Here is a 24,753-nt window from a genome sequence, read left to right as displayed (position 1 = left end):
GCCTGAGCGTCACTCGCTGAGGAGCGGCAGGACGGCTTCGGGCGGGCGGCCGATGGCGGCGCGGTCGCCGTAGATCAGGATGGGCCGTTCGATCAGGATCGGGTTTTCTGCCATGGCGGCGATCAGTGTCTCGTCCGGGCTGTCGGGGCTCAGGCCCAGTTCGGCAAAGCGTTTCTCGCGCCGTCGCATCATGGCGATCGGTTTGACGCCGAGGCGGGCGATGACATCGCGGATCTCCTCTGCCGAGGGAGGATCGTTCAGATAGGGGCGGATGCGGGGCTGGTAGCCGCGGCCCTCGATCAGGGCGAGGGTCTGGCGCGACTTGGTGCAGCGCTGATTGTGCCAGAGTATCACAGGAAGTCCTTTCGTCCGGTGCCGACCGCCTCGGAGGTATTTGCGAAACCGTCGCGGTCAAGGAGCCGGTCAAGCTCCCGCGCGATTTCAGCGGCCCGCGTGAGGCCGTGATAGGCGAGCGCCGTGTAGAGCTGGACGGCAGAAGCTCCGGCGCGGATCTTGGCATAGGCGTCGGCCCCTGTGGAGATGCCTCCGACGCCGATCAGCGGGATCGCGCCGTCGGTGATCTCGTGCAACTTGGCCAGTACCCGGGTCGAGCGGGCGAAGAGCGGCGTGCCGGACAGCCCGCCCTTTTCATCGCGGTGCCTGCTGGTCAGCCCCTCGCGGGAGAGGGTGGTATTGGTGGCCACGATGGCGTCGACACCGCGGTAGAGGGCAACGCGCGCGATATCGGCCAGTTCCTCGTCCGTCAGATCCGGCGCGATCTTGAGGAAGACGGGGATGCGGCGGGGCAGCCAGTTGCGCGCCTCGATCACGCCCTGCAACAGGGCCTCCAGTGCCGCGGCGCCCTGCAGGTCGCGCAGGTTCTCGGTGTTGGGCGAACTGACGTTGACCGTGGCGAAGTCGATATGCGGGCCGCAGCGCGACAGGACCGTGGCGAAATCCTCCGCCCGGTCGGCGCTGTCCTTGTTGGCGCCGAGGTTGAGGCCCAGGATCATGCCCTGGGGGCGCTGTTCCAGCCGGGCAGCGATCACTTCCATCCCGGCGTTGTTGAAGCCGAAGCGGTTGATGACCGCGCCGTCCTCCGGCAGGCGGAATAGGCGCGGGCGGGGATTGCCGTGCTGGGGGCGCGGGGTGGCGGCGCCGACCTCGACAAAGCCGAAGCCCGCCCTGGCCAGCGGGGTGAGGCATTCGGCGTTCTTGTCGAACCCGGCGGCAAGACCGACAGGGTTGGGCAGGGCAAGGCCCGCGACCTCGCAACGCAACCGGGGCGAGGTGACCGGGCCGGGCAGGGGGGCAAAGCCGCTGCGCAGGGCCTTGAGGGCGAGCCGGTGTGCGGTTTCGGGGTCGATCCGGCGCAGGGCGGCGAGGCCAAGGCGTTCCAGCGTGCTCATGTCATCCGGTCCGGGAACTGGTGCTGCCCGTCGACCAGCGGCAGGGGGGCATGCCAGAGGACCTCCGCCAGGGTGAGCCGACGGTAGAGATGGGGGAAGAGCGCGCCGCCGCGGGAGAGTTCCCACTTCAGCTCGTCGCCCAGATCGTCGGCCTCGATCGCGGCGAGGACCAGCCCCTCGACGTCGGCGAAATGTTTGGCCGCGGTTTCCGCCGCCTGGGTGGCGGTGGAGAAATGGATGTACCCATCCGCCAGATCTACGGGCGCGCCAGCGGTGACGCCATCGTCGCGGAGGGTCTGCCATTCATCGGCGCGGAAAATCTTGTAGATCAGCATGGGCGTGGCATGCCCCGGCCATGTCTCGCGGTCAAGAGGGGGACGCGGGCTGCTATTCGGGCGCTTGCCCCTTGGTCAGCCGCCGGACGGCGGAGAGGCGCTCAGATCGGCTTTGACTCGATCCCATTTGCGTTGCAGCATTCCGGCTATGCACAATCAACAGGGGTTTCCGATGTCTGTCCGTTTTCTCTCCTCCGTCGCGGCACTGGCGCTCTCCGCCGGGACTGCGATGGCCGATTATTCGCTGACCATTCTGCACACGAACGACTTTCACGCGCGGTTCGAACCGATCTCGAAATACGATTCGGGCTGTTCATCGGAGGACAATGATGCGGGCGAATGCTTTGGCGGGTCGGCCCGTCTGGTGACCGCGATTGAAGAGGCGCGGGCGCGCTCCAACAACTCCATTCTCGTGGACGGGGGCGACCAGTTTCAGGGCACGCTCTTCTACACCTATTACAAGGGCAAGCTCGCCGCCGAGATGATGAACAAGATGGGCTACACCGCGATGACCGTGGGCAACCACGAGTTCGACGACGGCCCAGAAGTGCTGCGCGGCTTCATGGATGCGGTCGAGTTCCCGGTGCTGATGTCCAACGCCGACGTTTCGGGCGAACCGCAGTTGGCGGACGTGCTGATGAAATCCACGGTGATCGAGCAGGGCGGCGAGAAGATCGGCCTGATCGGACTGACGCCGCAGGACACCGATGAACTGGCCTCGCCGGGTCCGAACATCGTCTTCACCGATCCTTCCGACGCGGTGCAGGGCGAGGTCGACAAGCTGACCGCCGAGGGCGTGAACAAGATCATCGTGCTGTCGCACTCGGGCTATGGCGTGGACAAGGTCGTGGCCGAAAACACCACCGGGGTCGACGTGATCGTGGGCGGTCACACCAACACTTACCTCAGCAACACCTCGGACCGGGCCGAAGGGCCTTATCCGACCATGGTGGGCGAGACCGCCATCGTTTCGGCCTATGCCTATGGCAAGTTCCTGGGCGAGCTGAACGTGACCTTCAACGACGAGGGCGTCGTCACCGAAGCCGTGGGTGAGCCGATCATCTTGGATGCGGCGGTGACCGAGGACGAGCCCACCAAGTCGCGCATCGCCGAGGCCGCCGCGCCGCTGGACGAGATCCGCAACAAGGTCGTCGCCGAAACCTCCGACGCGATCGAAGGCAACCGTGACGTCTGCCGCGCGCAGGAATGTTCCATGGGCAACCTGGTCGCCGATGCGATGCTGGACCGGGTGGCCGACCAGGGCGTTCAGATCGCCATCGCCAACAGCGGCGGTCTGCGCGCCTCCATCGACGCGGGCGAGGTGACCATGGGAGAGGTGCTGACGGTGCTGCCGTTCCAGAACACCCTGTCCACCTTCGAGGCCACCGGGGCCACAATCGTCGAGGCGCTGGAGAACGGGGTGAGCCAGATCGAGGATGGCGCAGGCCGCTTCCCGCAGGTCGCGGGCCTCAAGTTCACCTTCGACGCGGCGGCAGAGGCCGGGTCGCGGGTCTCCGACGTAATGGTCAAGGAGGGCGAGGACTTCGTGCCGATCGACCCGGAGAAGACCTATCTCGCCGTGACCAACAACTATGTCCGGAATGGTGGTGACGGATATGCGATGTTCAAGGACTCGCCCAATGCCTATGACTTCGGTCCGGACCTGGCAGATGTGACGGCGGAATACCTGGCCGCGAATGCGCCCTACACGCCCTACACGGACGGGCGGATCTCCAAGAAGTAACCCGGGTTCCCAAGAGCCCACAGGGCGCGCCGTTCTCGGCGCGCCTTTTCCTTTTTTGCAGTCTCACCGTTTGATCTTCATCCGGTCCATGTCGTCGGTGATCGGGATGAACTCCGACGTGTCGCCGGGCGGCAGGCGGAAGGGGCCGTTGTCCCAGTCGGCGGCTTTCCACGCGGTCTTGGCGTCTTCGATCCGGTCGGGCGAGGAGGAGACGAAGTTCCACCACATGTAGCGCGGGCCGTTCAGCGTCGCGCCGCCAAGCGCCATCAGCCGTGCCCCGCGCGGCCCGGCCCAGACCGACATCCGGTCGCCGGGGCGGAACACCATCATGCGGCCCGCCTCGTAGCGGTCGCCCGCGATCTCGATCTCACCCTCGATCACGTAGAGCCCGCGGTCTTCGTGCTCGTCCGGCAGCGGCAGGTGACCGCCGGGGGCGAGGGTCACGTCGGCGTAGAAGATCTCCGACTGCATGGTGACGGGCGCACGGGCCCCCCATGCCGTGCCGAGGATCAGACGGGCCGAAGACCCGCCATCTTCGAGAAAGGGCAGGGCGTCTGCGCCGTGGTGTTCGAAGTCCGGCTCCATGTCCTCGCGATCTTCGGGCAAGGCGACCCATGTCTGAATTCCGAGCAGACTGTGCGGTCGGCTGCGGGTTTCCTCGCTGGTGCGTTCCGAATGGGTGACACCCCGCCCGGCCAGCATCCAGTTCACCTCTCCGGGGTGGATCATCTGATGGGTGCCAAGGCTGTCGCGGTGTTCGAATTCTCCCTTGTAAAGATAGGTGACCGTGCCGAGGCCGATATGCGGGTGCGGGCGCACGTCGATGCCCTGCTGGGTGATGAATTCCGCCGGGCCCATCTGGTCGAAGAAGATGAAGGGCCCGACCATCTGACGGTCCGGGGAGGGCAGGGCGCGACGCACCTCGAACCCGCCGAGATCGCGGGCGCGCGGCACGATGACGGTTTCCAGCGCGTCGAGGCCGGCGTCGCTTTCGCATTCCGGGGCGTGGGTGGGATTCCAGCTCATGTGTGGTTCCTCTCTGCCTTGTCAGACGAAGACGTCGGACCATTCAGGGTGACGGGCAAGCTGTGCGCGCACGAAGGGGCACAGCGGCACGATCTTGAAGCCGCGGGCGCGAGCATCCGCCACCAGGGCGTTGACCAGTTCCAGACCGACGCCGCGCCCTTTCAAGGCCTCCGGCACGCCGGTGTGGTCGGCGATAATCTGCGTGTCGCTCATCCGCGAATAGGTCAGTTCGGCCTCGTGACCGTCCACTGTCGCAACGTAACGACCCTTGGTGTCATGATCCTCTCTCGTAACGTCGATGGTGCCCATGGTGATCCTCCTGTGGTCAGCTTGCATGAAAGTGAGGTGTTTGGCGCGGATTGCATCCCGCTATTTCCGCACAGATGGTGCGCAGGGCCGCTTTTCGCCGGGGTTTGTCGGGTGCGCGGGCGCACTTTTCAATTCCGCGCGGCCGCCTATATACTGCTGTCATGGACCATCCTCTGCTCGACCTCATCTCGGCCAAGATCGCCGAGGCGGAAAGAAACGGCGATTTCGACAACCTGCCGGGGGCGGGCAAACCTCTGCCGCGTGTCGATGACCCGGAAAACGCCCTCCTGCGCCGGGTGATGGAGGAGAACCACGCAGAGCCAGAGTTCGTGACCCTGTCGCGCAAGCTGAAAGACCTGCGGGCAGAGCTGGCGGCCGAGGGCAACCCGGACCGCCGCATGGAGATCATGAAAGAGATGTCCATGATGGACGCGCGGATCGCCATGGCCCGGAAGGGCTGGACCGGCTGATGTGCGGACGGTTCGCCGTCACCCTGCCCCCCGATGCGATGGCGCAGCTGTTCAATGCCGCCCCCGCCAATGATCTGGCCCCCGCGCCCAATTACAATGTCTGTCCGACCGTACTGGTCAATGTCTGTTCGCTTGGCGAAAGCGGGCGGCGGCTGAGCGCGATGAGATGGGGTTTTGTCCCGCATTGGTACAAGAGCCCGACCGACGGCCCGCTCCTGATCAATGCCCGGGCCGAAACCATTGCCGAGAAGCCGGCCTTTCGCGCGGCCGCCCGGGAACGGCGCTGCCTGATCGCGATGGACGGGTTCTACGAATGGGACCGGGCAGGAAACCAGAAGCTGCCCTGGTTCGTGCATCGCCGCGACGGGGCGCCCATGGTCATGGCCGGGATCTGGCAGGACTGGGCGCGGGATGACGAGGCGCTGACTGCCTGTGCCATCGTCACGACGGAGGCGGAAGGGCAGATGGCGTCGATCCACCATCGCATTCCCGTGCTGCTGGAGCCCGAGGACTGGGCGTTGTGGCTGGGCGAGAACGGAAAAGGCGCGGCCCGCCTTATGCGTGCCGCGCCGGATGATGTCTATGCGATGTACCGCGTCGGAACCGAGGTGAATTCCAATCGGGCGAGCGGGCCGGAGCTGATCGCGCCCATGGCCACATGATCAGGACCTTTGCCGGGCCCCCCGGGATAAAGTGGGCCGGAAGCCGTCGATCAGTTGCCTAGACCCAGCAGATTGCCCAGACCCTGACCGACATCCTGTACGTTCCCCGAGACACCGGCCAGCGTACGGCCCAAACCTGATGCGACATAGGCGACCTCGCCACCTTTGCCAATGACATTGCCGCTAGGGTCGATCAGATCGCCAAAGGCCACAGATGCAGGCGGGTCTTCGAGAAAGACTTCGCCATACATGTAGGGGGAGCTGTAGCCGTTCTTGCGGAATTGCAGTTCAGTGTCCGCCTGCAGGATCAGGGACCAGGACTGGTTCTTGCTCATGTTGGTGCTGGTCCAGGATCCGTCGTCGGCCTTCACCCGGATGGAGGAGCTGCGGAGGTTGTAGAACTTCAGCTCGTCACCCGGGCTGGCGTGAATTTCTTCGGGGAAGAAGGCATCGCCAACGATGAAGACAGTATGGATCACGCCCGTGGGGTCGACATGCTCGACCTCTTCTTCGTCGTCCCAGTCGCACCCGTAGAACAGGCAATACAGGGCCTGCGCAATATCGGCGGAGGCAGGTGTTGCCGACGCGCCCAGGGAAAAGGCGGACAGGATGAGGCCGAGACAGAGGGGGCGCAGGGTTTCGCGCCACATAGTGATGATCATGGAATCACCTCCGGGGATTAAGTTTCCGGGTCAACATGAGGGGAAATTACGGCGAACTGGTGGCGTATTGAGGGTGAGCCTGCCGCAATTCGATGAAAAAGAGAGTGTTTTCATTCTCGAAACAGCCGCTCCGTCCGCCCATTGACCTGTGGGGTGTGGTTGCCGATATTGGCGACGCGGCTACGGCCGCTGAAGTTACCGGTGACCGGGCCCCTCTGGCATATTCGGGCGGCGTATATGCGATGTCGGCACTGAACGCTTACCTGCCGCCAAGCAGTTTCAGATGACAAACGACACCAGATCCGAGCCGCAGCGGGGCCCTGCGCGTGGCATGATGCACTATTTCAAATGGGCCTTCATCGTGACGGCGGCAGGCCTGCTCATGGGCGGTGTCCTGGGTTGGCAGCAGACCGGCACGCTGGAAGGCATGGCGACGATCTTCTTCATCTGCACCGTGCTCGCGGTGCTGGAGATCAGCCTGTCTTTCGACAATGCCATCGTGAATGCCAACAAGCTGAAGACGATGACGCCGGAATGGCAGCACCGCTTCCTGACCTGGGGCATCCTGATCGCCGTCTTCGGGATGCGCATCCTGTTTCCCCTGCTGATCGTCGTCGTGGCCGCCAAGGTCTCCCCCTGGGAGGCGCTGGTACTGGCGGCGAGCGAGCCGGAGCAATACGCCCACATCATGGAGGGCGCCCATCTGTCGATTTCGGCCTTCGGGGGGACCTTCCTGATGATGGTGGGGCTCTCGTTCTTCTTCGATCATGAGAAGGACATCCACTGGGTGCAATGGATCGAGGGCAAGATGGCCAGCTATTCCGCCGTGCGCGGGATCGAGGTGGCGGCGGTCCTTCTGATCGTGCTGGCCTTTACCAAGATGCATGACGACGCGGAGTCGCGCGTCTTCCTGTCCTCAGCGATCTGGGGGCTGGTGACCTTTCTGTGTGTGGAGGTGCTGGGCGGGATCCTCGACCGCAAGGCAACCCTGGTCGAAGGGGCCAAGGGGGGCTTGGGCGCCTTCCTTTACCTCGAGGTGCTGGATGCGTCGTTTTCCTTCGACGGGGTGATCGGGGCCTTTGCCCTGTCCAAGAACCTTTTCGTCATCGCGATCGGGCTGGGCATCGGGGCGATGTATGTGCGCTCGATGACCATCATGCTGGTCGAAAAGGGCACGCTGGCGCAGTACCGGTTTCTGGAGCACGGGGCCTTCTACGCGATCCTGATCCTGTCGGTGATCATGTATGTGCAGTCCTTCTTCCATATCCCCGAGGTGGTCACCGGGCTGGGGGGCGCGGCGCTGATCGGGATGTCGCTCTGGTCCTCGGTGCGGTGGAACCGGCGCAACAGCGGCTAGGCTGACGGGCTTGCCAAGGGGGGCGGGGCGGCGCATCAGGGGATTACCCTGATCTAGCGGAGCCGCCCTTGTCCCCCGTCCTTCTTGCCCTGCTGCCGGATTTCGCGCTGATCCTCCTCGGGGTTGCCCTGCGACGGCAGTTGAGCGTCGCGGCCTGGCAGGGGATCGACCGGCTCAACTACCTCGTCCTCTTCCCGGCGCTGGTCTTTCTGGCGACACTCGGGCGCACGCCGACCGCGGCGGATCTGCTGCTGATCGGGCCGGGGGTCTGGGCGATCATGGGTCTTGGGCTGACACTGGCATGGCTGGCGCGGCCATTGGGGCCGGAGCGGTTTCTGGATTTCGCAGGCATGTGGCAGTGTTCGTGGCGGTTCAACACCGCGCTCGGTTTCGTGGCTATCCAGGGCTTCCCGGAGGAGTACCGCGCGATCCTGTCCATCGCCATCGGGCTGGCGGTGCCGGTGGCCAATATCCTCGCCGTGGCGGGGCTGTCGCGGGGCAACGGGTTGTCCTTTGGCCAGATGGTTCGTCAAATCCTGCTGAACCCGTTCTTTCTTGCGTCCTTCGCCGGGATCACCCTGTCGATTCTCGGGCTGCGCCCGCCCGATCTGGTGCTGGCCCCGGTGGAGCGGCTGTCGCAGGCGGCCCTGCCGGTCGCGATGATTGCCATCGGCGCGGCGCTGCGGCTGGAGGCGCTGGCGCGGCTCGATCCGTTTACGCTGGCGATCAATGCGATCCGGCTGGTGATCCTGCCAGCGGTGACCTTTGCCGTGACCGGGGTGCTGGGGGTGGAGGAGGCCTATCGCACGGTGCTCGTGATCTTCGCCGCGCTGCCCTCGGCGGCGGCGGCGCATGTGCTGGCGTCGGTCTTCGGCGCGGACCGGGAGGCCGTGGCGACCCTGATCGCGCAGACGACGTTTCTGGGGTGCTTTACGCTGCCGGTGTGGTTGATGGTGTTGGGGTGAGGGAATGGTGTGGAATGGTGGCTATGCGGACTTTCTGCCATTCATGATGAGCGCTCGAATGATGGCTATCGTTTCACCACCTGTGCATATACGTTCGAAGGGAAGAAACGATGAAACGATGCTATGCAAATTATTAATCTCATAAAAGCAATATTCTCCCGAACAGCTTCCGATCCGAAAGTCGTTCGTCCAAGGGTCATCGAAGCCACGTCGAAAGAAATGAATATAGCGATGCATAGGTTAGATGAACTGGCGAAGCCTGCAATTTTCGGTGAGATCGGTGGAGGCAAACCCCAACAGGATAACCGAGCTGCGAGTTGGTGGGGTGGTAATTTTCTAGGTGCCCCGGGTGAAGACGTACCTATTTGCAACCAGTCGGGTAAAATTATGCACCCTGTATTGCAAATTCGTGTTGATGAGTTGCCAGAGATTCCGCCCGCCTTTGAAGGATTTGCACTCATTAATATCTGGATGGACCTGCAATCTTCCTCTTTCTGGGGAGCGGAAAACGGGAACGGGTTTCTTGTTCGGGCGTACACCGACTTTGAGAACCTTGTTCCTCTTGGGTTCGGTTACAGGGAAAGCTCTGACCTACCAACCTTTCCAATATTCTGGCGTGAAACGATTCTTGAACAACCAGTCTGGCAAGACATGGTAGATGAAGTCCCCACAAATGTTGCGCAAGCGAATGCAGATGATTGGTTTTCTAAGAGCAAATACTGGTCTGACAGATATTTTGAACTGTGCAGTAGGTATCCAGTCAAAGTTGGAGGTTGGCCAACATGGATTCAGGGTTCTGACTGGCCCAAAGATGCGCAATTTCTCTTTCAAGTCGACTCGACGTTTAAGGGCAAAATGTCTTTCGTTGACTCAGGTTCATTCTACTTATTCAAGACTTTGGATTCATGGGTGATCAGGGGGGATTGCTACTAGAACCGCCGTTTGCTTATTGCGCAGCATCCGGCACTCTGGCCTCGAACCGGGCTATTAGACAACGTCAACCGCTCCCGGATCGGCTACCCCTCCATCGCCAATATCGTATTCCGTACCACCGGATAGATCTCGTTGTTCCACTTCGACCCGTTGAACACCCCGTAGTGGCCGACGTTGGCCTGGAGGTGGTGGCGTTTCAGGTGCGGGCGGAGGGAGGTGCAGAGGTCGTGTGCAGCAGAGGTCTGGCCGAGGCCGCAGATGTCGTCGCGGCCGCCCTCGACCGTCAGGAGGGAGGTGTGGCGGATCGCGCCCGGGTCGACCTTGCGGCCGCGGTACATGAAGTCGCCCGTGGCCAGTTCCGCCTTCTGGAAGACGCGGTCGATGGTTTCGATGTAGAACTCCTCGGTCAGGTCGAGGACGGCGAAATATTCGTCGTAGAAATCCTTGATCTTCCTGGCCTCCTCCGTCTTCCCCTCGGCCAGCAGGTCAAACAGCTTCTGATGCTGGGCCTGGTGCCGGTCCATGTTCATGTTCATGAAGGCCGTCAGCTGAACAAAGCCGGGATAGACCCGCCGCCCGCCGCCGGCGAAGCGCCAGGGGACGGTGTGGATCACATTGTTCTGGAACCACGACAGCGGGTTGTCGAAGGCGAGGTGGTTGACCTCCGTCGGGCTTTCGCGGACGTCGATCGGGCCGGCCATCAGCGTCATGGTCAGAGGGGTGGCGGGGTTCTTCTCCTCCGCCATGACGGCAACGGCGGCGAGGGCCTGGACACAGGGCTGGCAGACGGCGACGATATGGCCGCCGGGGCCGATGTGTTCCATGAAGCGGATGAGGTATTCGATATAATCCTCGACGCCAAAGATCCCGGCATCCCGGGGCACATCGCGGGCGTTCTTCCAGTCGGTGATATAGACATCATGGTCGCGCAGCAGCGTCCTGATCGTGCCCGCCAGCAGGGTGGCGAAATGGCCTGAGAGCGGCGCGGTCAGCAGGATGCGGGGCAGGGGGGTGTCGCTGTCGCGGCTGAACTTGACCAATTGGCCGAAGGGCAGGTCAAAGGCGATCTCCTCCTTCACCGGCAGGTCGCGGTTGCCGACGCGGACGGATTTGATGCCGAAGGAGGGCCGCGTATGCGTCAGCTCGAACCGCGAGATCATTTCCAGCAGGGCCGTGTTGCGGCGCAGCAAGCTGGCGAAGGGACCGTCAGACAGCGGGCTGAAGGCCATCCCGAGGCGGGCCAGGGTCCGCAAAGGGGCGAAAAAATCATCAAGTCCCTGATAAGTTGCATAAAGCACGGCAGTCTTGCCTCCTGTTTCGGGTTTCAGGCTAGCCAGAACCAAATCGCCATGCGACAAAAATTTGCAGAAATGCTGCAATGCCGCATGAGGAGGCCCCAATGTCTGACGCGACGCTCACGATTTCATCGAAGAACTATTCCTCGTGGTCGCTGCGGGGCTGGTTGATGTGCAAGATGTCCGGGCTCGACTTCACGGAAAAGATGGTCGACCCCGAAGATGCGGCCTACCGGCAGGAGTTGCTGCTGTTGTCGCCTTCGGTCCGGGTGCCGCGTCTGGAACACGGGGATGTGGCGGTCTGGGACACGCTGGCGATCGCGCAGTATCTTGAGGAATGCTTCCCCGCCGCGGGGCTCTTCCCCAAGGAGACGGCGGAGCGGGCGCTCTGCCGGTCGGTCTCGGGCGAGATGCATTCGGGGTTCTACAATCTGCGCTCGGCCCTGCCGATGAACCTCAAGGCGCGGCATGAGAGCTTCAAGATCTTTTCCGGCGCGCGGCCCGACATCGAACGGGTGAAGGAGATCTGGCATCAGTGCCTGGATGCTTCGGGCGGGCCGTTCCTGTTCGGCAAGACGCCCACGGTGGCGGATGCCATGTATGCCCCGGTCTGCACCCGCTTCCGCACCTATTCGGTGGCGCTGGACGATACTCTGACCGCCTATGTGGAGACGATCCTGTCCTGGCCGCTGATGGTGGAATGGACTGAGGGCGCCCGGGCGGAACCGGAGGAAATCCTGGAGCTCGAGGTGGAGTTCTGAGGGGCATGACACCTGCTTGACCTGTGCCTGCGGGTGTGGAATATCCCACGCACTGGTGCGCGGGTATGGTGTAATGGTAGCGCCCTAGCCTTCCAAGCTAGTCGTGCGGGTTCGATTCCCGCTACCCGCTCCAGACCTTCTTTCCGACATGGTGATCTGATCGGGCCCATCTACGGGCTGGTCTTGGTCTGTCGTGTTTTCGCTTGGATTCTACTCAACGGTAAGTCAGATTTCCGGCGAGACCTGTCCGTTTTATGGGGCGGGGAGGCAATCAGGACATGGTCGGACAGCGGAGAAAGAACATGACAGGTGGAACGGAGGTGCCGTCGGCCTTTTCGGTTGCGGGCAAGGTGGCGGTGGTCACGGGCGCGGGCAGCCGGGCGGACGGGATCGGAAACGGGCGCGCGGCCTCGATCCTTCTGGCACGGCATGGGGCCAAGGTGGCGCTGATCGACGAGAACGCGGAGTGGGTGGAGGAAACCCGCCGCATGATCGTGGAGGAGGGCGGCGAGGCCCGCTGTTACATCTGCGACATCACCGAGGAGGCCGCCTGCACCGAGGCAGTCGCGGCGATTACCGCCGATCTGGGCGTGCCGGATATTCTGGTGAATAACGTCGGCATCGGCGGGCCGGATGGCACGGCGCTGGATGTGGATATGGCGGAGTGGGACCGGGCCATGGCGGTCAATGTCTCGTCGATGGTGCTGATGGCGCGGGCCTGCCTGCCCGGCATGATCGAGAAGGGGGTGGGCTCGATCGTCAATATCTCCTCCGTCGCGGGGCTGATCGGCGGGCATCCCAAGCTGCTGTACCCGACCTCCAAGGGCGCGGTGGTGCAGATGACCCGGGCGATGGCGACACATCACGGGCGCGACGGGGTGCGGGTGAACTGTATCTGTCCGGGGATGGTCTATACGCCAATGGTCTATACGCGTGGCATGTCCGACGATCTGCGGGAGAGCCGCAAGAACCGGTCGCTTCTGCAGGTCGAGGGAACGGGTTGGGACGTGGGCCATGCGGTGGCCTTCCTGGCCTCAGACGCGGCGCGCTGGATCACCGGGGCTGTGCTGCCGGTGGATGCGGGGGCGACGGCGGGGCGGCATCGGGCCTAACGGACCGGGGTTGTGGGGGCGCTGCCCCCGCCGTTCTGTTTAGTGTGGTTCTCGACGGGATCAAGTCCTTGCCGAGGGCAGCGACCGACCCGAGGGTGGCGCGAAAGCGCCGCCCGTCACGCCAGAGGCGTGCCAGCCTGTTTTGGCGCACCTCCGGTGCGACGGGGCGGGTCGCGCTGCCCGGCGTTGCCGCCGCGCGGTGCGTTTGATCAGTGTTGCGACAAAAACTTCGAAGCCTGAACCCAATAGACGTCTGACTGCACAAGAGCTTGCGTAGGAACCTTCCACATTAGTCAGAACGGCTGGGGCCGCTGCCTCCGTCGCCTTCGGCGCCTCCCCCGGGTATCTGGGACCTGAAGAGGGTTGGGGGCATCTCCGGGCCCCTCGGAAGCACTTCGTTGGCGGGGCCGACCCGCGACACCCCGTCCTCCCGCTGCGGGTTGACCCGGGCGTCGGCCCCGGCCATGTAGCCGTGGCCCGCCATCGGCGGTGCCAAGCAAGGGGTAAGGACAGCCATGGCTCGACAGCCGACCGCCATTCCGGGCGCGGAAGACCGCGAAAAGAGCCGCGATATCGGCGCCCTGGCACGTCTGTGGCCCTATTTGCGGCCGTACAAGCTGATGATGCTGGCCTCTGTGGTGGCGCTGATCCTGACGGCCTCGGTTTCGCTGATGCTGCCGCTGGCCGTGCGGCGGGTGGTGGACAACTTTGGTGGCGATGCCTCCGGCCTCTTGGACAAGTATTTCGGGGCGGCTGTGGGCTTTGCCGCGCTGCTGGCCCTGGGCACAGGGATGCGCTACGCACTGGTGACCCGTCTGGGCGAACGGGTCGTGGCGGATATCCGCAAGGCCGTCTTCGGCCGGGTCATCAACATGTCGCCCGCCTTTTTCGAGACGGTGATGACCGGCGAGGTGCTGAGCCGGATCACCACGGACACCACGCTGATCCAGTCGGTGATCGGGTCCTCGGTCTCGATCGCATTGCGCAACATGCTGATCTTCATCGGCGGCCTCATCCTGATGCTCTTCACCTCGGCCAAGCTGACGGGGCTTGTCCTGCTGATCGTGCCGGTGGTGATCGTGCCGATCCTGACGCTCGGGCGGCGGCTGCGGGTGCTGAGCCGGGAGAACCAGGACTGGATCGCGCAGTCCTCCGGCAACGCGTCGGAGGCGCTGCTGTCGGTGCAGACGGTGCAGGCCTTCAGCCATGAGGACCGGTCTCGGGCGCAGTTCGACGAGGTGACGGAGGAAAGCTATGGCTCCGCCCTGCGCCGGATCACGGCGCGGGCGGTGATGACGGTGATCGTGATCTTCCTGATCTTCACCGGGATTGTCGGGGTCCTCTGGATCGGCGCGCATGATGTCCGCCAGGGCGAGATGACGACCGGGGCGCTGGTGCAGTTCGTGATCTATTCGGTCATGGTCGCGGGCTCCGTCGCGGCTCTGTCGGAGATCTGGGGCGAGTTGCAACGCGCCGCCGGGGCGACGGAACGGCTGGTCGAATTGCTGGGGGTCAAGGATGCGGTGACGGATCCGGAGGTGCCCGGTGACCTGCCGGAGCCGATCCGGGGCGAGATCACTTTTGACGGGGTGACCTTCCACTATCCCTCGCGGCCCGGGGTGGCGGCGCTGGATGATGTCACGCTCACCGTGAAGCCGGGCGAGACGGTGGCGCTGGTCGGGCCGTCGGGCGCGGGCAAGACGACGGTGATCCAGATGATCCTGCGCTTCTACGATCCGGAGACGGGGGTGGTGCGGCTGGACGGGGCCGATCTGCGCGGGCTGGCGCGCAAATCCTTCCGCCGGGCGGTGGCGCTGGTGCCGCAGGACCCGGTGATCTTTGCCGCGACGGCGCGGGACAATATCCGTTTCGGCTGGCCCGATGCCTCCGATGCGGAGGTGGAGGCCGCGGCCCGGGCGGCGGCGGCGCATGAGTTCATCATGGCCCTGCCGGATGGCTATGACAGCCCGCTTGGCGAACGCGGGGTGATGTTGTCGGGCGGGCAGAAACAGCGCATCGCGATTGCCCGCGCGATCCTGCGGGATGCGCCGGTGCTGCTGCTGGACGAGGCGACCTCGGCCCTGGATGCGGAGAGCGAGCGGCTGGTCCAGCAGGCGGTGGAAACGGTCGCGGAGGGGCGGACAACCATCGTCATCGCGCACCGCCTGTCCACGGTGAAAAAGGCCGATCGTATCGTCGTGATGGAAAAGGGCCGGATCGTCGCCGAGGGGCGACATGATGAACTGGTGGCGCAAGACGGGCTTTACGCCCGGCTGGCGAGGCTGCAATTTACCGAAGGCGGCGCGGGGGGGCAAAGCGGCTCCTGACTGGTTTCGGGGGCCGCCGCTGGCGACGGAAGCGCGGAAGCGATCCTCCCTCCAATACCGGGGGGGCCGGGGCGGCCCATTGCTTTCCGGGTCACGGCGGGCAAATTCTTTGCGTCAAAAGGGCTTGAACGTGCCGTCAACCTTGCGTTGCAGGCGATTGTCGCACATGGTCTTGCAACATCGGTGCGCCGATGCAGGCAACGGGAGGATAGCCTATGGGAATGACGTCGCTGGCCGACAATCTGGCCATTCAGAATGCCATGCCGTGGGAGGACCGCGATCTGCCGGTCACGGTCTATGACATGCTGGCGAGAACCACGGCGAAGTTTCCCTCGCACAACGCGATCTCGTTTCAGCTGACCTCGGGGCCGACCGACAAGGCGGAAACGCTGACCTGGCAGCAGTTGCACGATCAGACCTGTCAGGCGGCGAACCTGTTCCGCTCGCTCGGGGTGGAAGAGGGGGATGTGGTCGCGCTGATCCTTCCCAACTGCAATGAAACGGCGATTGCCATTCTGGGCGGCATGGTCGCGGGCATCGTGAACCCGATCAACCCGCTGCTGGATGCTGAACAAATCTCGGCGATCCTGCGCGAAACCAATGCCAAGGTGGTGGTGACGCTGAAAAGCTTCCCGCAGTCCGACGTGGCACAGAAGACCGCCAAGGCGGTGGATTTCGCGCCGAACGTCAAGACGTTGCTGGAAATCGACCTGAACCGCTATCTGTCCCCGCCGAAAAGCTGGATCGTGCCGCTGGTGCGGCCGAAAAACCCGGTGGAGCACGACGCGCGGGTCAAGAATTTCAACGCGGAGATGGCCAAGCAGCCCAAGACGCTGACCTTCGAGGACCGCAAGGAAGACCGCGTCGCGGCCTATTTCCACACCGGCGGCACCACGGGGATGCCCAAGGTCGCGCAGCACAAGAATTCCGGCATCATCTACAACGGCTGGATCGGGCATGAGCTGCTCTATACCGAAGAGGACAATGTGATCTGTCCGTTGCCGCTCTTCCACGTCTTCGCCTGCCATGTGATCTTCATGTCGATGGTGAAATCCGGGGCGCATGTGGTTTTCCCGACGCCCTCGGGCTATCGCGGGGACGGGGTGTTCGACAACTTCTGGAAGCTCTGCGAGCGCTGGAAGATCACCTTCATCATCACCGTGCCGACCGCGATTTCCGCGATGATGCAGCGCCCGGTGGATGCGGATATCTCAACCGTGAAGACCTCCTTCTCCGGCTCCGCACCTCTGCCGCAGGAGCTGTTCAACCGGTTCGAGAAGGCAACCGGCGTGACCATCGTGGAGGGCTACGGCCTGACCGAGGCGACCTGCCTTGTCTCCTGCAACCCGGTGGACGGGACCAAAAAAATCGGGTCCGTCGGCATTCCCTTCCCCTACACGGACGTGCGGATTCTGGAAACGGACGAAGATGGCAAGGTGCGGGAATGTGCCACCGACGAGGTGGGGGAAATCTGTGTCTCCAACCCCGGTGTCTTCGAAAACGCGACTTATACCGAAGAGGCGAAGAACCGCGACCTCTACCATGCGCTGCCGGGCAGCAACCGGCAGTATTTGCGCACGGGCGACCTTGGTCGGTTTGATGCGGATGGGTATCTCTACATCACCGGGCGGGCCAAGGATCTGATCATCCGGGGTGGTCACAACATCGACCCGGCGGAGATTGAAGAGGCGCTGCTGCGTCATGATGCCGTGGCCTTTGCCGGTGCGATCGGGCAGCCCGATGCGCATTCGGGCGAGATGCCCTGCGCCTATGTCGAACTGGTCTCCGGGGCCAGCGTGACGCCGGAAGAGTTGAAGGATTTTGCCGAGAAGCACATCCACGAACGCGCGGCCTTCCCGAAATATGTCGAGGTGATGGACGAACTGCCCAAGACCGCTGTTGGCAAGGTCTTCAAGCCGGATCTGCGCAAGAGCGCGATCAAGCGGGTCTACAATGCCGCGCTCGCCGAAGCGATGGTGGAGGCCGAGGTCGTCGATGTGGTCGACGACAAGAAGCTGGGCCTGACCGCCAAGGTCAGGAAGACCGGTGAGGTGGACGAGATGGCCATCACCGCCCTTCTGGGCAAGTTCACCCGGCCCTGGCAATGGGCGGAGTGATCCGGGATTAGGCCGGGATCAAAAGGGGCGGCGGGTCAATCCGCCGCCGCGAAATGGGCCATCTGGTCATCATGGGCCGCCTGGAATGCCGGGCGGCCTTTGGCTTTCTCGACATAGGCGCGGCAGGCGGGAAAGTCGGCGAGGGCGTCGAACCTGTCCGCCAGCCGCAGAACATCCGACATCAGAATGTCGGCCACGGTAAACTGGCCGGTCAGCCAGCCGCCATGTGCCAGCACCTGTTCCATGTGGGTCAGTCGCCCGGTCAGGAACTGTTCCAGCATGGCGCGGCCCGGGGTGTCCTCTTTGTCGCCGACGAAGCGATAGAGGGTCCAGGGCAGCACGGCCATTTCGACCGAATTCAGCGCGGCCAGGACCCATTGCGTGACCGCGTCGCGGCCCGCCTGATCCTCGGGCATCAGGGCGGTACTCTTGCGACCGAGGTAAAGCAGGATCGCGCCGCTTTCGAAGATGGGCCGTCCCGCATCCTCGATCCAGGGGACCTGGTCAAAGGGGTGGGCCTCAAAGGCGGGGTCTGTCCTGTCGCGGAATGGGACGGAGGCCACGGTATATGGTAGGTTGGCTTCATTGAGGGCCCATCTGATCCGCAGGTCGCGCACATACCCGCGCGGCAGATCGGGGACCCAGTCGAAGGTAACAAGGGTCAAATCGGTCATGGGGCCTGCTTAGCCCGAAATGAGATATTTAGCAAATATGTTAAATTGACGTGGCGCTCTTTTGCCGGGGGGCTTGATCGGGACGGGTCTTCACGCTCCTATGGTTTACGCGCACGTCACGTATCGGAGGGAGGTCGAGCCATGGATAATGTCATCGCACAATTGTCGGAAAGCCAGGCGGAAGCGCTGGCCGCGCCTTTGGCGGAGTTCACGGCGGCCCGGGCCTCCCTGTTTGCCACCGGCGCAGAACTCCCGTTCTTTGAGCGGCTGCGCAACGAGGACCCGGTGCACTGGTGCGAGACCGGCAATTACGAACCGCATTGGTCTATCACCCGCTACGAGGATATCGCGGCCGTGGACCTTGATCACAAACGGTTTTCCTCGGCCGAGGCGATCACGCTGCGCACGGCGGAGGCGATCGAGTTCAACCGATACCAATCCAACGACGGGGCCGGTTTCATCACCATGGATCAGCCCGATCACGGCCCGCAGCGCAAGGCCGTGGGGCCGGTCGTTCAGCCGCCGAACCTGAAAAAACTGTCCGTTCTGCTACGCGAGCGGGCGGGCAAATTGCTGGACAGCCTTCCGGTCGGTGAGCCCTTCGACTGGGTCGATCTGGTCAGCAAGGAATTCACGGCGATGACGCTGGCCACGCTCTTCAACTACCCGTTCGAAGACCGTCGGCAGCTGACCCATTGGTCCGACATGATCACCGGCTCGCCCGGCAATGGCCCGGTCAAAAGCTGGGAGCACAAGAAGGAGGAGATGGACGCCTGTTTCGCCGCCTTCGACGCGCTCTGGCGCGAGCGGGAGACGCGGGAGGACGGGTTCGACCTGATCTCGCTTCTGGCGCAGGGGGAGGAAACCTCCTCCATGCCGCGTCATATCTTCTACGGCAATGTCATCCTGCTGATCGTCGGCGGCAATGACACGACGCGCAACACGCTGTCGGGGTCGGTCTATGCGCTGAACCAGAATCCGGATCAGTATGACCTTCTGCGCGGTGATCATGGTCTGGTGCCGGGGATGGTGTCGGAAACCATCCGTTGGCAGACGCCGCTGGCCCATATGGCGCGGACGGCGAAAGAGGACGTGGAACTGCGCGACAAGGTGATCCGCAAGGGAGACCGGGTGGCAATGTGGTATCTGTCGGGCAACCGGGACGAGCGGCATTTCGAGAACCCGAACGCCTATGACATCACGCGCAAGAACGTGCGGTCGCATCTCAGCTTCGGCTTCGGCATCCACCGGTGCTTCGGCAACCGTGTGGCGGAGATGCAGCTGCAGATCCTGTGGGAGGAAATCCTGCAGCGCTTCCCGGTGATCGAGGTGCTGGAGGAGCCCAAGCGAACCTTCTCCGTCTTTGTGCGTGGGTACGAAAACCTGATGGTGCGGATACCGCGAAAAATCTGATCGTTCCGGCTATTGATCGTTTGGTCAAAAACGGGGCTATCTGCTACTTAAATAGGCAGCGCATCCTCTTTAGGCGATGAAGGGGCGGGGCGCGTGGTGATCCACGTTCCCCAACCCCCATGAGTCAGCGCAAATATACGCGGTTCAAAGACAGGAGAGAGAATTGTTCAACAGACTGATGTCCGCAGCCTTTGCTGCCTCCGTTTCGGTCATGGGGATGGCCGGGGCGGCCGCCGCCGAGACCGATATGCCCTTCGCGCTGGATTGGAAGTTCGAAGGCCCCGCCGCCCCCTATTTCACGGCCATTGACGAAGGGTTCTTCGCCGCCGAGGGCCTGACGGTCGAAATTTCCGAGGGCAAGGGCTCGCTCGACGCCATTCCCAAGGTCGCGACAGGTGCCTATCCGATCGGCTTTGCCGATATCAACAGCCTGATGCGCTTCCTCGACCAGAACCCCGATGCGCCGGTGACGGCCGTCATGATGGTCTATGACAAGCCGCCCTTCGCCGTCGTGGGCCGCAAGTCGCTTGGCGTCGAAGCACCGAAGGACTTGGAAGGCAAGGTGCTGGGCGCCCCGCCGCCGGATGGGGCCTGGGCGCAGTTCCCGATCTTTGCCGCCGAGAACGACCTGGATGTCGGCGCGATCACGGTGGAGCCGGTCGGCTTCCCGACGCGCGAGCCGATGCTGGCCGAGGGCAAGGTGGCGGCCGTGACCGGCTTCTCCTTCTCCTCCACGCTGAATCTCAAGCGGCTCGGCGTGCCGATGGAAGATCAGAGCGTGATCCTGATGGCCGACCATGGCGTCGACCTCTATGGCAACGCGATCATCGTCAACACCGACTTCGCCGAAGCCAACCCCGAGGCGGTCACCGGCTTCCTCAAGGCCGTCGCCATGGGCTGGAAATCCGCCATTGCCGATCCGGCCAAGGCGGTGGATGCGCTGATCAAGCGGAACCCGGCGGCGGATGCCGGGCTGGAGACAGAGCGTCTGCAAATGTCCATCGACGCCAATGTGCTGACCGATTACGTCGCCGAGAACGGCATGGGCGGGATCGACGCGGACCGGATGGCTTCGGCCATCGAACAGACCAAATCGGTCTACGAGTTCCAGTCGGAACCGGATGCCTCCAAATACTTCGACAGCAGCTATCTGCCGGATGCCGGCAGCCGGATGCTGAAGTAAGGGCAGGGGGGCGGCGCCAGGGTGCCGCCCCCGTTTCATCATGACGAACCTCATCGAGATCAAGGGCGTGACCCACGCCTACAAGACCCCGAACGGCCCGCTGCCGGTTCTGGACAATCTGAACATCGACGTGCCCGAAGGCGAGTTTGCCGCCGTGGTCGGCCCCTCGGGTTGTGGCAAATCCACCCTGACGCGGCTGGTGGCGGGGCTGATGAAGCCCGACACCGGCGAGGTCTGGCTGCATGGCGAGCTGGTCAAATCCCCGCGCAAAACCGTGGGCATGGCCTTTCAGAACCCGGTGCTGCTGGAATGGCGAACGATCCTCGACAACGTGATCCTGCCGCTGGAAATCGTCGCGCCCTCGATGCCACGCGGGGACCGGACGGCCCGGGCCATGGAGCTGCTGAAGCTGGTCGGTCTGGATGGGTTCGAGAACAAGCGGCCGTCGGAGCTGTCGGGCGGTATGCGCCAGCGTGCCTCGCTCTGCCGGTCGATCGTGCACAAGCCGGATGTGCTGATCATGGATGAACCCTTTGGCGCGCTGGATGCCTTCACGCGCGAGGATCTGTGGCAGACCATGCACGCCCTGCGCGCGCAGGAGCCGTTTACCGCGGTGCTGATCACCCATGACCTGCGCGAAAGCGTCTATCTGGGCGACCAGGTGATCGTGCTGTCGGGCCGCCCGGCCACAACGCAATATGTGCTGGATGTGAAGTATCCCGGCGACGGCGGGCTGCGGCAGCTGGAAGGGCTCTATACCCCCGAATGCGCCGAGATGCTGGCCGTGCTGCGCGAACAGATCCAGATCGCTCAGGGGCGGCAACCGGCGGAGGCGCAGTGATGCAGAACCTGCAGAAAATCGGGGTGCCGATCCTGGCCATCGCGGCCTTCGTCGCCTTCTGGGAGTTCATCGTCTGGGTGAACGGCTGGCCGGATTACGTCATGGCCTCACCCTCGGACCTGCCGCAGGCCTATACCCGGTTCTGGGGGCTGTTCCTCGAAGGGAGCTGGCAAACCCTCTGGCGCACGGTGGCGGGGCTGTTGCTGGCGGTGATCTTTGGCACGCTTCTGGGCATGATCATGGGCTTCAGCCGGATCGCACGAGATGCGCTTTATCCGCTGCTGGTCGGCTTCAACGCCATCCCTAAGGCGACCCTGGTGCCGGTGCTGGCGCTACTCTTCATCGGGCAGCACAATTTCAACACGGTGCTGATGGCCTTTCTGATCTCCTTCTTCCCGATCGCGGTGTCGGTCGGGATCGGGCTGTCGACGCTGGAGCCGGAATACCGCGACATCCTGCGCTCCCTCGGCGCGTCGCGGGTGACGATCTTCCGCAAGATCGCCCTGCCAAAGACCCTGCCGGAATTCTTCGGAGCGCTGAAGGTCTCGGTCACACTTGCCTTTATCGGTACGAACCTGGTCGAAATTATCTCGCCCCACGGGCGGGGGCTGGGGGCGCTGTTCCTGTCGGGTCAGACGAACTCCAACTACCCGCTGATGTTCGCGGTGCTGATCGCGCTGGCGGTGCTGGGGATCGTTCTCTACTACGCCGTGGTTGCGCTGGAGAAGATCTTTGCCGGATGGGCGGAGCGGCCGCAGGGGTAACGGGGCCGATGCCTCCGGCGGGAGTATTTCTGGTAAGGTGAAGGGGCTGGCGGGAGCTGGCCCTTTTTCGTTCCGGGCGTTCCTGGGGTAAATGTTTTGGCGCGGGAACTCAGTGGTTCTGCGAACCACGTGCCGCTGGACGTTGCGCTGTCGTTGATGTCGTTCGCTTTTTGCCTTTGGCAAAAAGAGATGGTGCTGCTGGAGAGAATTGAACTCTCGACCTCTCCCTTACCAAGGGAGTGCTCTACCTCTGAGCTACAGCAGCCCGTTTGACCGGAGGCGTCCGGGCCGTGGCGGGTGATTAGTGGGTATCGCGACCTGATGCAAGCGCAATCTGGACGCTTTTTCCGGACTGATTTACACAGGGGCCATGAGTGAGAAAAACACCCCCTCCAAAGCCGGTGCCAAGCCTGCTGCAAGCCGCGATGACAGGCTGAAAGCGGCGCTCAAGGCGAACCTGGCGCGGCGCAAGGCGCAGGCGAAAGCCCGGGCCGCCGGGAGCGAGGGGAAAGCAGATAAATAGCGGCCCTGACGGGGCGGCGAGGCGAAAGGCAGTCACATGGATCAGATCATCGTCACGGGCAACGGCCCGCTCAACGGCGCCATTCCCATTGCGGGGGCGAAGAATGCCTGCCTCACGCTGATGCCGGCGACCTTGTTATCGGAAGAGCCGTTGACGCTGACCAATGCGCCGCGCCTGTCGGATATCCGCACCATGTCGACGCTGCTGCAGTCGCTTGGGGCGGAGGTGACGGCGCTGAACGATGGGCGGGTGCTGGCGATGTCGTCGCATGGGATCGACAACCACAAGGCCGATTATGACATCGTACGAAAGATGCGGGCCTCGATCCTTGTACTGGGGCCGATGCTGGCGCGGTTCGGTCATGCGGTGGTGTCGCTGCCCGGCGGCTGTGCCATCGGTGCGCGGCCGGTGGATCTGCATCTCAAGGCGCTGGAGGCCCTGGGGGCGGAGCTGGAGCTGAAGGAAGGCTACGTCCACGCCAAGGCCCCCGGCGGTCTGAAGGGTGGGGTGGTCGAGTTCCCCTTTGTCTCGGTCGGGGCGACGGAGAACGCGCTGATGGCGGCGACGCTGGCCAAAGGGACCACGGTCATCAAGAATGCCGCGCGGGAGCCGGAAATCGTCGACCTGGCGGATTGCCTGCGCCGCATGGGCGCGCAGATCGAGGGCGACGGCACGTCGGAGATCACGGTGCAGGGCGTCGACCGCCTGGGCGGGGCGACCCATCCGGTGGTGACCGATCGGATCGAGCTGGGGACATATATGCTGGCCCCGGCGATCTGTGGTGGTGAGGTGGAATGCCTCGGCGGCCGGATGGATCTGGTGGCGGCCTTTGCCGAGAAGCTGGACGCGGCGGATGTCGAGGTGACCGAAACGCCCGGGGGGCTGAAGGTGAAGCGTCGGGGCGACCGGGTGCGGGCGGTGGATGTCACGACGGAGCCGTTCCCGGGCTTTCCGACCGACCTGCAGGCGCAGATGATGGCGCTGCTGTGTACGGCGGACGGGGTGTCGGTGCTGGAAGAAAAGATATTCGAGAACCGGTTCATGCATGCGCCGGAACTGATCCGGATGGGCGCGCAGATCGACGTTCATGGCGGAACGGCGACGGTGACCGGTGTCGGGCGGCTCAAGGGCGCGCCGGTGATGGCAACGGACCTGCGGGCCTCGGTCAGCCTGATCCTGGCCGGGCTGGCGGCGGAGGGAGAGACGGTGGTGAGCCGTGTCTATCACCTGGACCGTGGGTATGAGCGCGTGGAAGAGAAACTCTCGGCCTGCGGGGCCAAGATCGAACGGGTGACCGGGGCATGAGCGACGCCAGATTTGACGACGGGCGCGAGGCGCCCCTGAACCTCGGGGCCGAGGATGCGGAGGATCTGACGGTCCTCTCGGCGCTGGCGCAGGACGCGGTCTTTGGTGTCGGCGATATGAGCTGGGAGCGGGGGGCGCGGCGGTTCTCGATCCTGCTGAACCGGTTCAGATGGGAAGATGCGGGGGCCGAGCGCCACGGGCCGGAGCGGGTGCGCGCGATCCTGGCAATCGAGAATGTGGTGTCCGTGGCCAGCCTGGGCCTGGACCGTTCGGACAAGGATCTGGTTCTGTCGCTGCTGTCGGTGAGTTTCGAGGCGGCGGAGGAGGCCCCGGGCGGGGCGGTGCTGCTGACCCTTGCGGGGGATGGCGCGATCCGGATCACGGTGGAGGCGCCGCAAGCGCGGTTGCGCGATGTGACCCGGCCCTATGGGGCCGTGTCGGGGCGGACGCCGCAGCACGATTGAGCTGGAAACACCTTTGGAATCGTACCGGCATTCCGCTTTGCGGGACGCCCACGGGCCGACTCGGCCTGGCAAGATTTCGGATTCCAATATCGGGTATGGTGC

At 63.7% G+C, this 24,753-nt stretch carries 25 protein-coding genes and 2 tRNA genes; 18 read left to right on the top strand and 9 right to left on the bottom strand.

Going from position 1 to position 24,753, the window contains the following annotated elements:
• Positions 1–9: 9 nt before the first annotated feature.
• The 3 genes from arsC to ACFC2Y_RS15110 are packed head-to-tail and all read right to left on the bottom strand — an operon-like array spanning position 10 to position 1,744.
• Positions 10–354: an arsenate reductase (glutaredoxin) gene (gene arsC / locus ACFC2Y_RS15120; RefSeq protein ID WP_375175406.1), complete on the bottom strand. Its 345-nt coding sequence runs from the start codon at positions 352–354 to the stop codon at positions 10–12.
• Complete coding sequence (locus tag ACFC2Y_RS15115; RefSeq protein WP_375175405.1) at positions 351–1,409, bottom strand: quinone-dependent dihydroorotate dehydrogenase; 1,059 nt, start codon at positions 1,407–1,409, stop codon at positions 351–353. The genes arsC and ACFC2Y_RS15115 overlap by 4 nt, the downstream gene beginning before the upstream one ends.
• Complete coding sequence (locus tag ACFC2Y_RS15110; RefSeq protein ID WP_375175404.1) at positions 1,406–1,744, bottom strand: DUF952 domain-containing protein; 339 nt, start codon at positions 1,742–1,744, stop codon at positions 1,406–1,408. The genes ACFC2Y_RS15115 and ACFC2Y_RS15110 overlap by 4 nt, the downstream gene beginning before the upstream one ends.
• Before the next feature lie 172 nt (positions 1,745–1,916).
• On the opposite strand from ACFC2Y_RS15110, the gene ACFC2Y_RS15105 reads away from it, so the two are divergent.
• On the top strand, positions 1,917–3,488 hold the full coding sequence (locus tag ACFC2Y_RS15105) for a bifunctional metallophosphatase/5'-nucleotidase (protein ID WP_375175403.1): 1,572 nt from the start codon (positions 1,917–1,919) through the stop codon (positions 3,486–3,488).
• Positions 3,489–3,551: 63 nt separating this feature from the next.
• On the opposite strand, the gene ACFC2Y_RS15100 is transcribed toward ACFC2Y_RS15105, so the two are convergent.
• Both ACFC2Y_RS15100 and ACFC2Y_RS15095 read right to left on the bottom strand, forming a co-directional pair.
• Positions 3,552–4,514 (bottom strand): pirin family protein, encoded by a 963-nt coding sequence (locus ACFC2Y_RS15100; RefSeq protein ID WP_375175402.1) that lies wholly within the window; start codon positions 4,512–4,514, stop codon positions 3,552–3,554.
• A gap of 21 nt (positions 4,515–4,535) precedes the next feature.
• Positions 4,536–4,823, bottom strand: a complete 288-nt coding sequence (locus ACFC2Y_RS15095; protein ID WP_375175401.1) for a GNAT family N-acetyltransferase — start codon at positions 4,821–4,823, stop codon at positions 4,536–4,538.
• 161 nt (positions 4,824–4,984) lie between these two features.
• On the opposite strand from ACFC2Y_RS15095, the gene ACFC2Y_RS15090 reads away from it, so the two are divergent.
• Positions 4,985–5,293, top strand: coding sequence for a DUF1992 domain-containing protein (locus ACFC2Y_RS15090; RefSeq protein WP_375175400.1), 309 nt, complete (start codon positions 4,985–4,987; stop codon positions 5,291–5,293).
• Entirely contained in the window at positions 5,293–5,955 is a 663-nt protein-coding gene (locus tag ACFC2Y_RS15085) for an SOS response-associated peptidase (protein ID WP_375175399.1), read from the top strand. Before ACFC2Y_RS15090 ends, ACFC2Y_RS15085 begins: the two co-directional genes overlap by 1 nt.
• A 50-nt stretch (positions 5,956–6,005) precedes the next feature.
• Here the strand turns inward: ACFC2Y_RS15085 and ACFC2Y_RS15080 are convergent, their stop codons facing one another.
• The gene (locus ACFC2Y_RS15080; RefSeq protein ID WP_375175398.1) at positions 6,006–6,617 is read right to left on the bottom strand and encodes a hypothetical protein; all 612 of its coding nucleotides are present in this window, start codon (positions 6,615–6,617) and stop codon (positions 6,006–6,008) included.
• A gap of 283 nt (positions 6,618–6,900) precedes the next feature.
• Here ACFC2Y_RS15080 and ACFC2Y_RS15075 point away from each other — a divergent pair, with 283 nt between their 5' ends.
• The 3 genes from ACFC2Y_RS15075 to ACFC2Y_RS15065 all read left to right on the top strand — a co-directional run bounded on the left by ACFC2Y_RS15075 (position 6,901) and on the right by ACFC2Y_RS15065 (position 9,872).
• Positions 6,901–7,974 (top strand): DUF475 domain-containing protein, encoded by a 1,074-nt coding sequence (locus tag ACFC2Y_RS15075; RefSeq protein WP_375186453.1) that lies wholly within the window; start codon positions 6,901–6,903, stop codon positions 7,972–7,974.
• A 68-nt stretch (positions 7,975–8,042) separates the two neighbouring features.
• Entirely contained in the window at positions 8,043–8,939 is an 897-nt protein-coding gene (locus tag ACFC2Y_RS15070) for an AEC family transporter (protein ID WP_375175396.1), read from the top strand.
• Positions 8,940–9,062: 123 nt separating this feature from the next.
• Positions 9,063–9,872 carry a DUF1963 domain-containing protein gene (locus tag ACFC2Y_RS15065; protein ID WP_375186155.1) on the top strand — a complete coding sequence of 270 codons (810 nt, stop codon included), beginning with the start codon at positions 9,063–9,065 and terminating at the stop codon, positions 9,870–9,872.
• 83 nt (positions 9,873–9,955) lie between these two features.
• Here ACFC2Y_RS15065 and ACFC2Y_RS15060 read toward each other — a convergent pair whose 3' ends face one another.
• Complete coding sequence (locus tag ACFC2Y_RS15060) at positions 9,956–11,170, bottom strand: polyhydroxyalkanoate depolymerase (RefSeq protein WP_375186452.1); 1,215 nt, start codon at positions 11,168–11,170, stop codon at positions 9,956–9,958.
• A 101-nt stretch (positions 11,171–11,271) separates the two neighbouring features.
• On the opposite strand from ACFC2Y_RS15060, the gene ACFC2Y_RS15055 reads away from it, so the two are divergent.
• The 5 genes from ACFC2Y_RS15055 (at position 11,272) to ACFC2Y_RS15035 (ending at position 17,484) form a co-directional block, all read left to right on the top strand.
• Positions 11,272–11,928, top strand: a complete 657-nt coding sequence (locus ACFC2Y_RS15055) for a glutathione S-transferase family protein (protein ID WP_375176128.1) — start codon at positions 11,272–11,274, stop codon at positions 11,926–11,928.
• A gap of 59 nt (positions 11,929–11,987) precedes the next feature.
• Positions 11,988–12,061, top strand: a tRNA-Gly gene (locus ACFC2Y_RS15050).
• Positions 12,062–12,230: 169 nt separating this feature from the next.
• Positions 12,231–13,040, top strand: coding sequence for an SDR family NAD(P)-dependent oxidoreductase (locus ACFC2Y_RS15045; protein WP_375176127.1), 810 nt, complete (start codon positions 12,231–12,233; stop codon positions 13,038–13,040).
• Positions 13,041–13,555: 515 nt separating this feature from the next.
• A complete protein-coding gene (locus ACFC2Y_RS15040; RefSeq protein ID WP_375176126.1) occupies positions 13,556–15,367 on the top strand; it encodes an ABC transporter transmembrane domain-containing protein in 1,812 nt (603 codons plus the stop codon).
• A 215-nt stretch (positions 15,368–15,582) separates the two neighbouring features.
• Complete coding sequence (locus ACFC2Y_RS15035; protein ID WP_375176125.1) at positions 15,583–17,484, top strand: acyl-CoA synthetase; 1,902 nt, start codon at positions 15,583–15,585, stop codon at positions 17,482–17,484.
• Positions 17,485–17,519: 35 nt separating this feature from the next.
• Here the strand turns inward: ACFC2Y_RS15035 and ACFC2Y_RS15030 are convergent, their stop codons facing one another.
• Positions 17,520–18,158 (bottom strand): glutathione S-transferase family protein, encoded by a 639-nt coding sequence (locus tag ACFC2Y_RS15030; RefSeq protein ID WP_375176124.1) that lies wholly within the window; start codon positions 18,156–18,158, stop codon positions 17,520–17,522.
• Positions 18,159–18,299: 141 nt separating this feature from the next.
• Here ACFC2Y_RS15030 and ACFC2Y_RS15025 point away from each other — a divergent pair, with 141 nt between their 5' ends.
• The 4 genes from ACFC2Y_RS15025 (at position 18,300) to ACFC2Y_RS15010 (ending at position 22,359) form a co-directional block, all read left to right on the top strand.
• Entirely contained in the window at positions 18,300–19,571 is a 1,272-nt protein-coding gene (locus ACFC2Y_RS15025; protein WP_375176123.1) for a cytochrome P450, read from the top strand.
• 178 nt (positions 19,572–19,749) lie between these two features.
• Positions 19,750–20,754, top strand: coding sequence for an ABC transporter substrate-binding protein (locus tag ACFC2Y_RS15020; protein WP_375176132.1), 1,005 nt, complete (start codon positions 19,750–19,752; stop codon positions 20,752–20,754).
• Positions 20,755–20,794: 40 nt separating this feature from the next.
• Complete coding sequence (locus tag ACFC2Y_RS15015; protein WP_375176122.1) at positions 20,795–21,595, top strand: ABC transporter ATP-binding protein; 801 nt, start codon at positions 20,795–20,797, stop codon at positions 21,593–21,595.
• The gene (locus ACFC2Y_RS15010) at positions 21,595–22,359 is read left to right on the top strand and encodes an ABC transporter permease (protein WP_375176121.1); all 765 of its coding nucleotides are present in this window, start codon (positions 21,595–21,597) and stop codon (positions 22,357–22,359) included. The genes ACFC2Y_RS15015 and ACFC2Y_RS15010 overlap by 1 nt, the downstream gene beginning before the upstream one ends.
• A 190-nt stretch (positions 22,360–22,549) precedes the next feature.
• Here the strand turns inward: ACFC2Y_RS15010 and ACFC2Y_RS15005 are convergent.
• Positions 22,550–22,624: transfer RNA gene (locus ACFC2Y_RS15005), tRNA-Thr, on the bottom strand.
• A 105-nt stretch (positions 22,625–22,729) separates the two neighbouring features.
• Between ACFC2Y_RS15005 and ACFC2Y_RS15000 the strand changes: the two genes are divergently transcribed.
• From ACFC2Y_RS15000 to ACFC2Y_RS14990, 3 genes are read left to right on the top strand one after another with little or no spacing between them, the layout of a single operon-like run.
• On the top strand, positions 22,730–22,882 hold the full coding sequence (locus ACFC2Y_RS15000; RefSeq protein WP_375176120.1) for a hypothetical protein: 153 nt from the start codon (positions 22,730–22,732) through the stop codon (positions 22,880–22,882).
• A 36-nt stretch (positions 22,883–22,918) separates the two neighbouring features.
• Positions 22,919–24,187, top strand: a complete 1,269-nt coding sequence (gene murA / locus ACFC2Y_RS14995; protein ID WP_375176119.1) for a UDP-N-acetylglucosamine 1-carboxyvinyltransferase — start codon at positions 22,919–22,921, stop codon at positions 24,185–24,187.
• Positions 24,184–24,651 carry a DUF2948 family protein gene (locus tag ACFC2Y_RS14990; protein ID WP_375176118.1) on the top strand — a complete coding sequence of 156 codons (468 nt, stop codon included), beginning with the start codon at positions 24,184–24,186 and terminating at the stop codon, positions 24,649–24,651. The genes murA and ACFC2Y_RS14990 overlap by 4 nt, the downstream gene beginning before the upstream one ends.
• Positions 24,652–24,753 lie beyond the last annotated feature (102 nt).

This window comes from Pseudooceanicola sp. (assembly GCF_041987405.1).
Lineage (GTDB): Bacteria > Pseudomonadota > Alphaproteobacteria > Rhodobacterales > Rhodobacteraceae > Pseudooceanicola.
The sequence above is the reverse complement of the archived record's forward strand: the minus strand, read 5'-3'. Positions and strand labels throughout refer to the sequence as shown.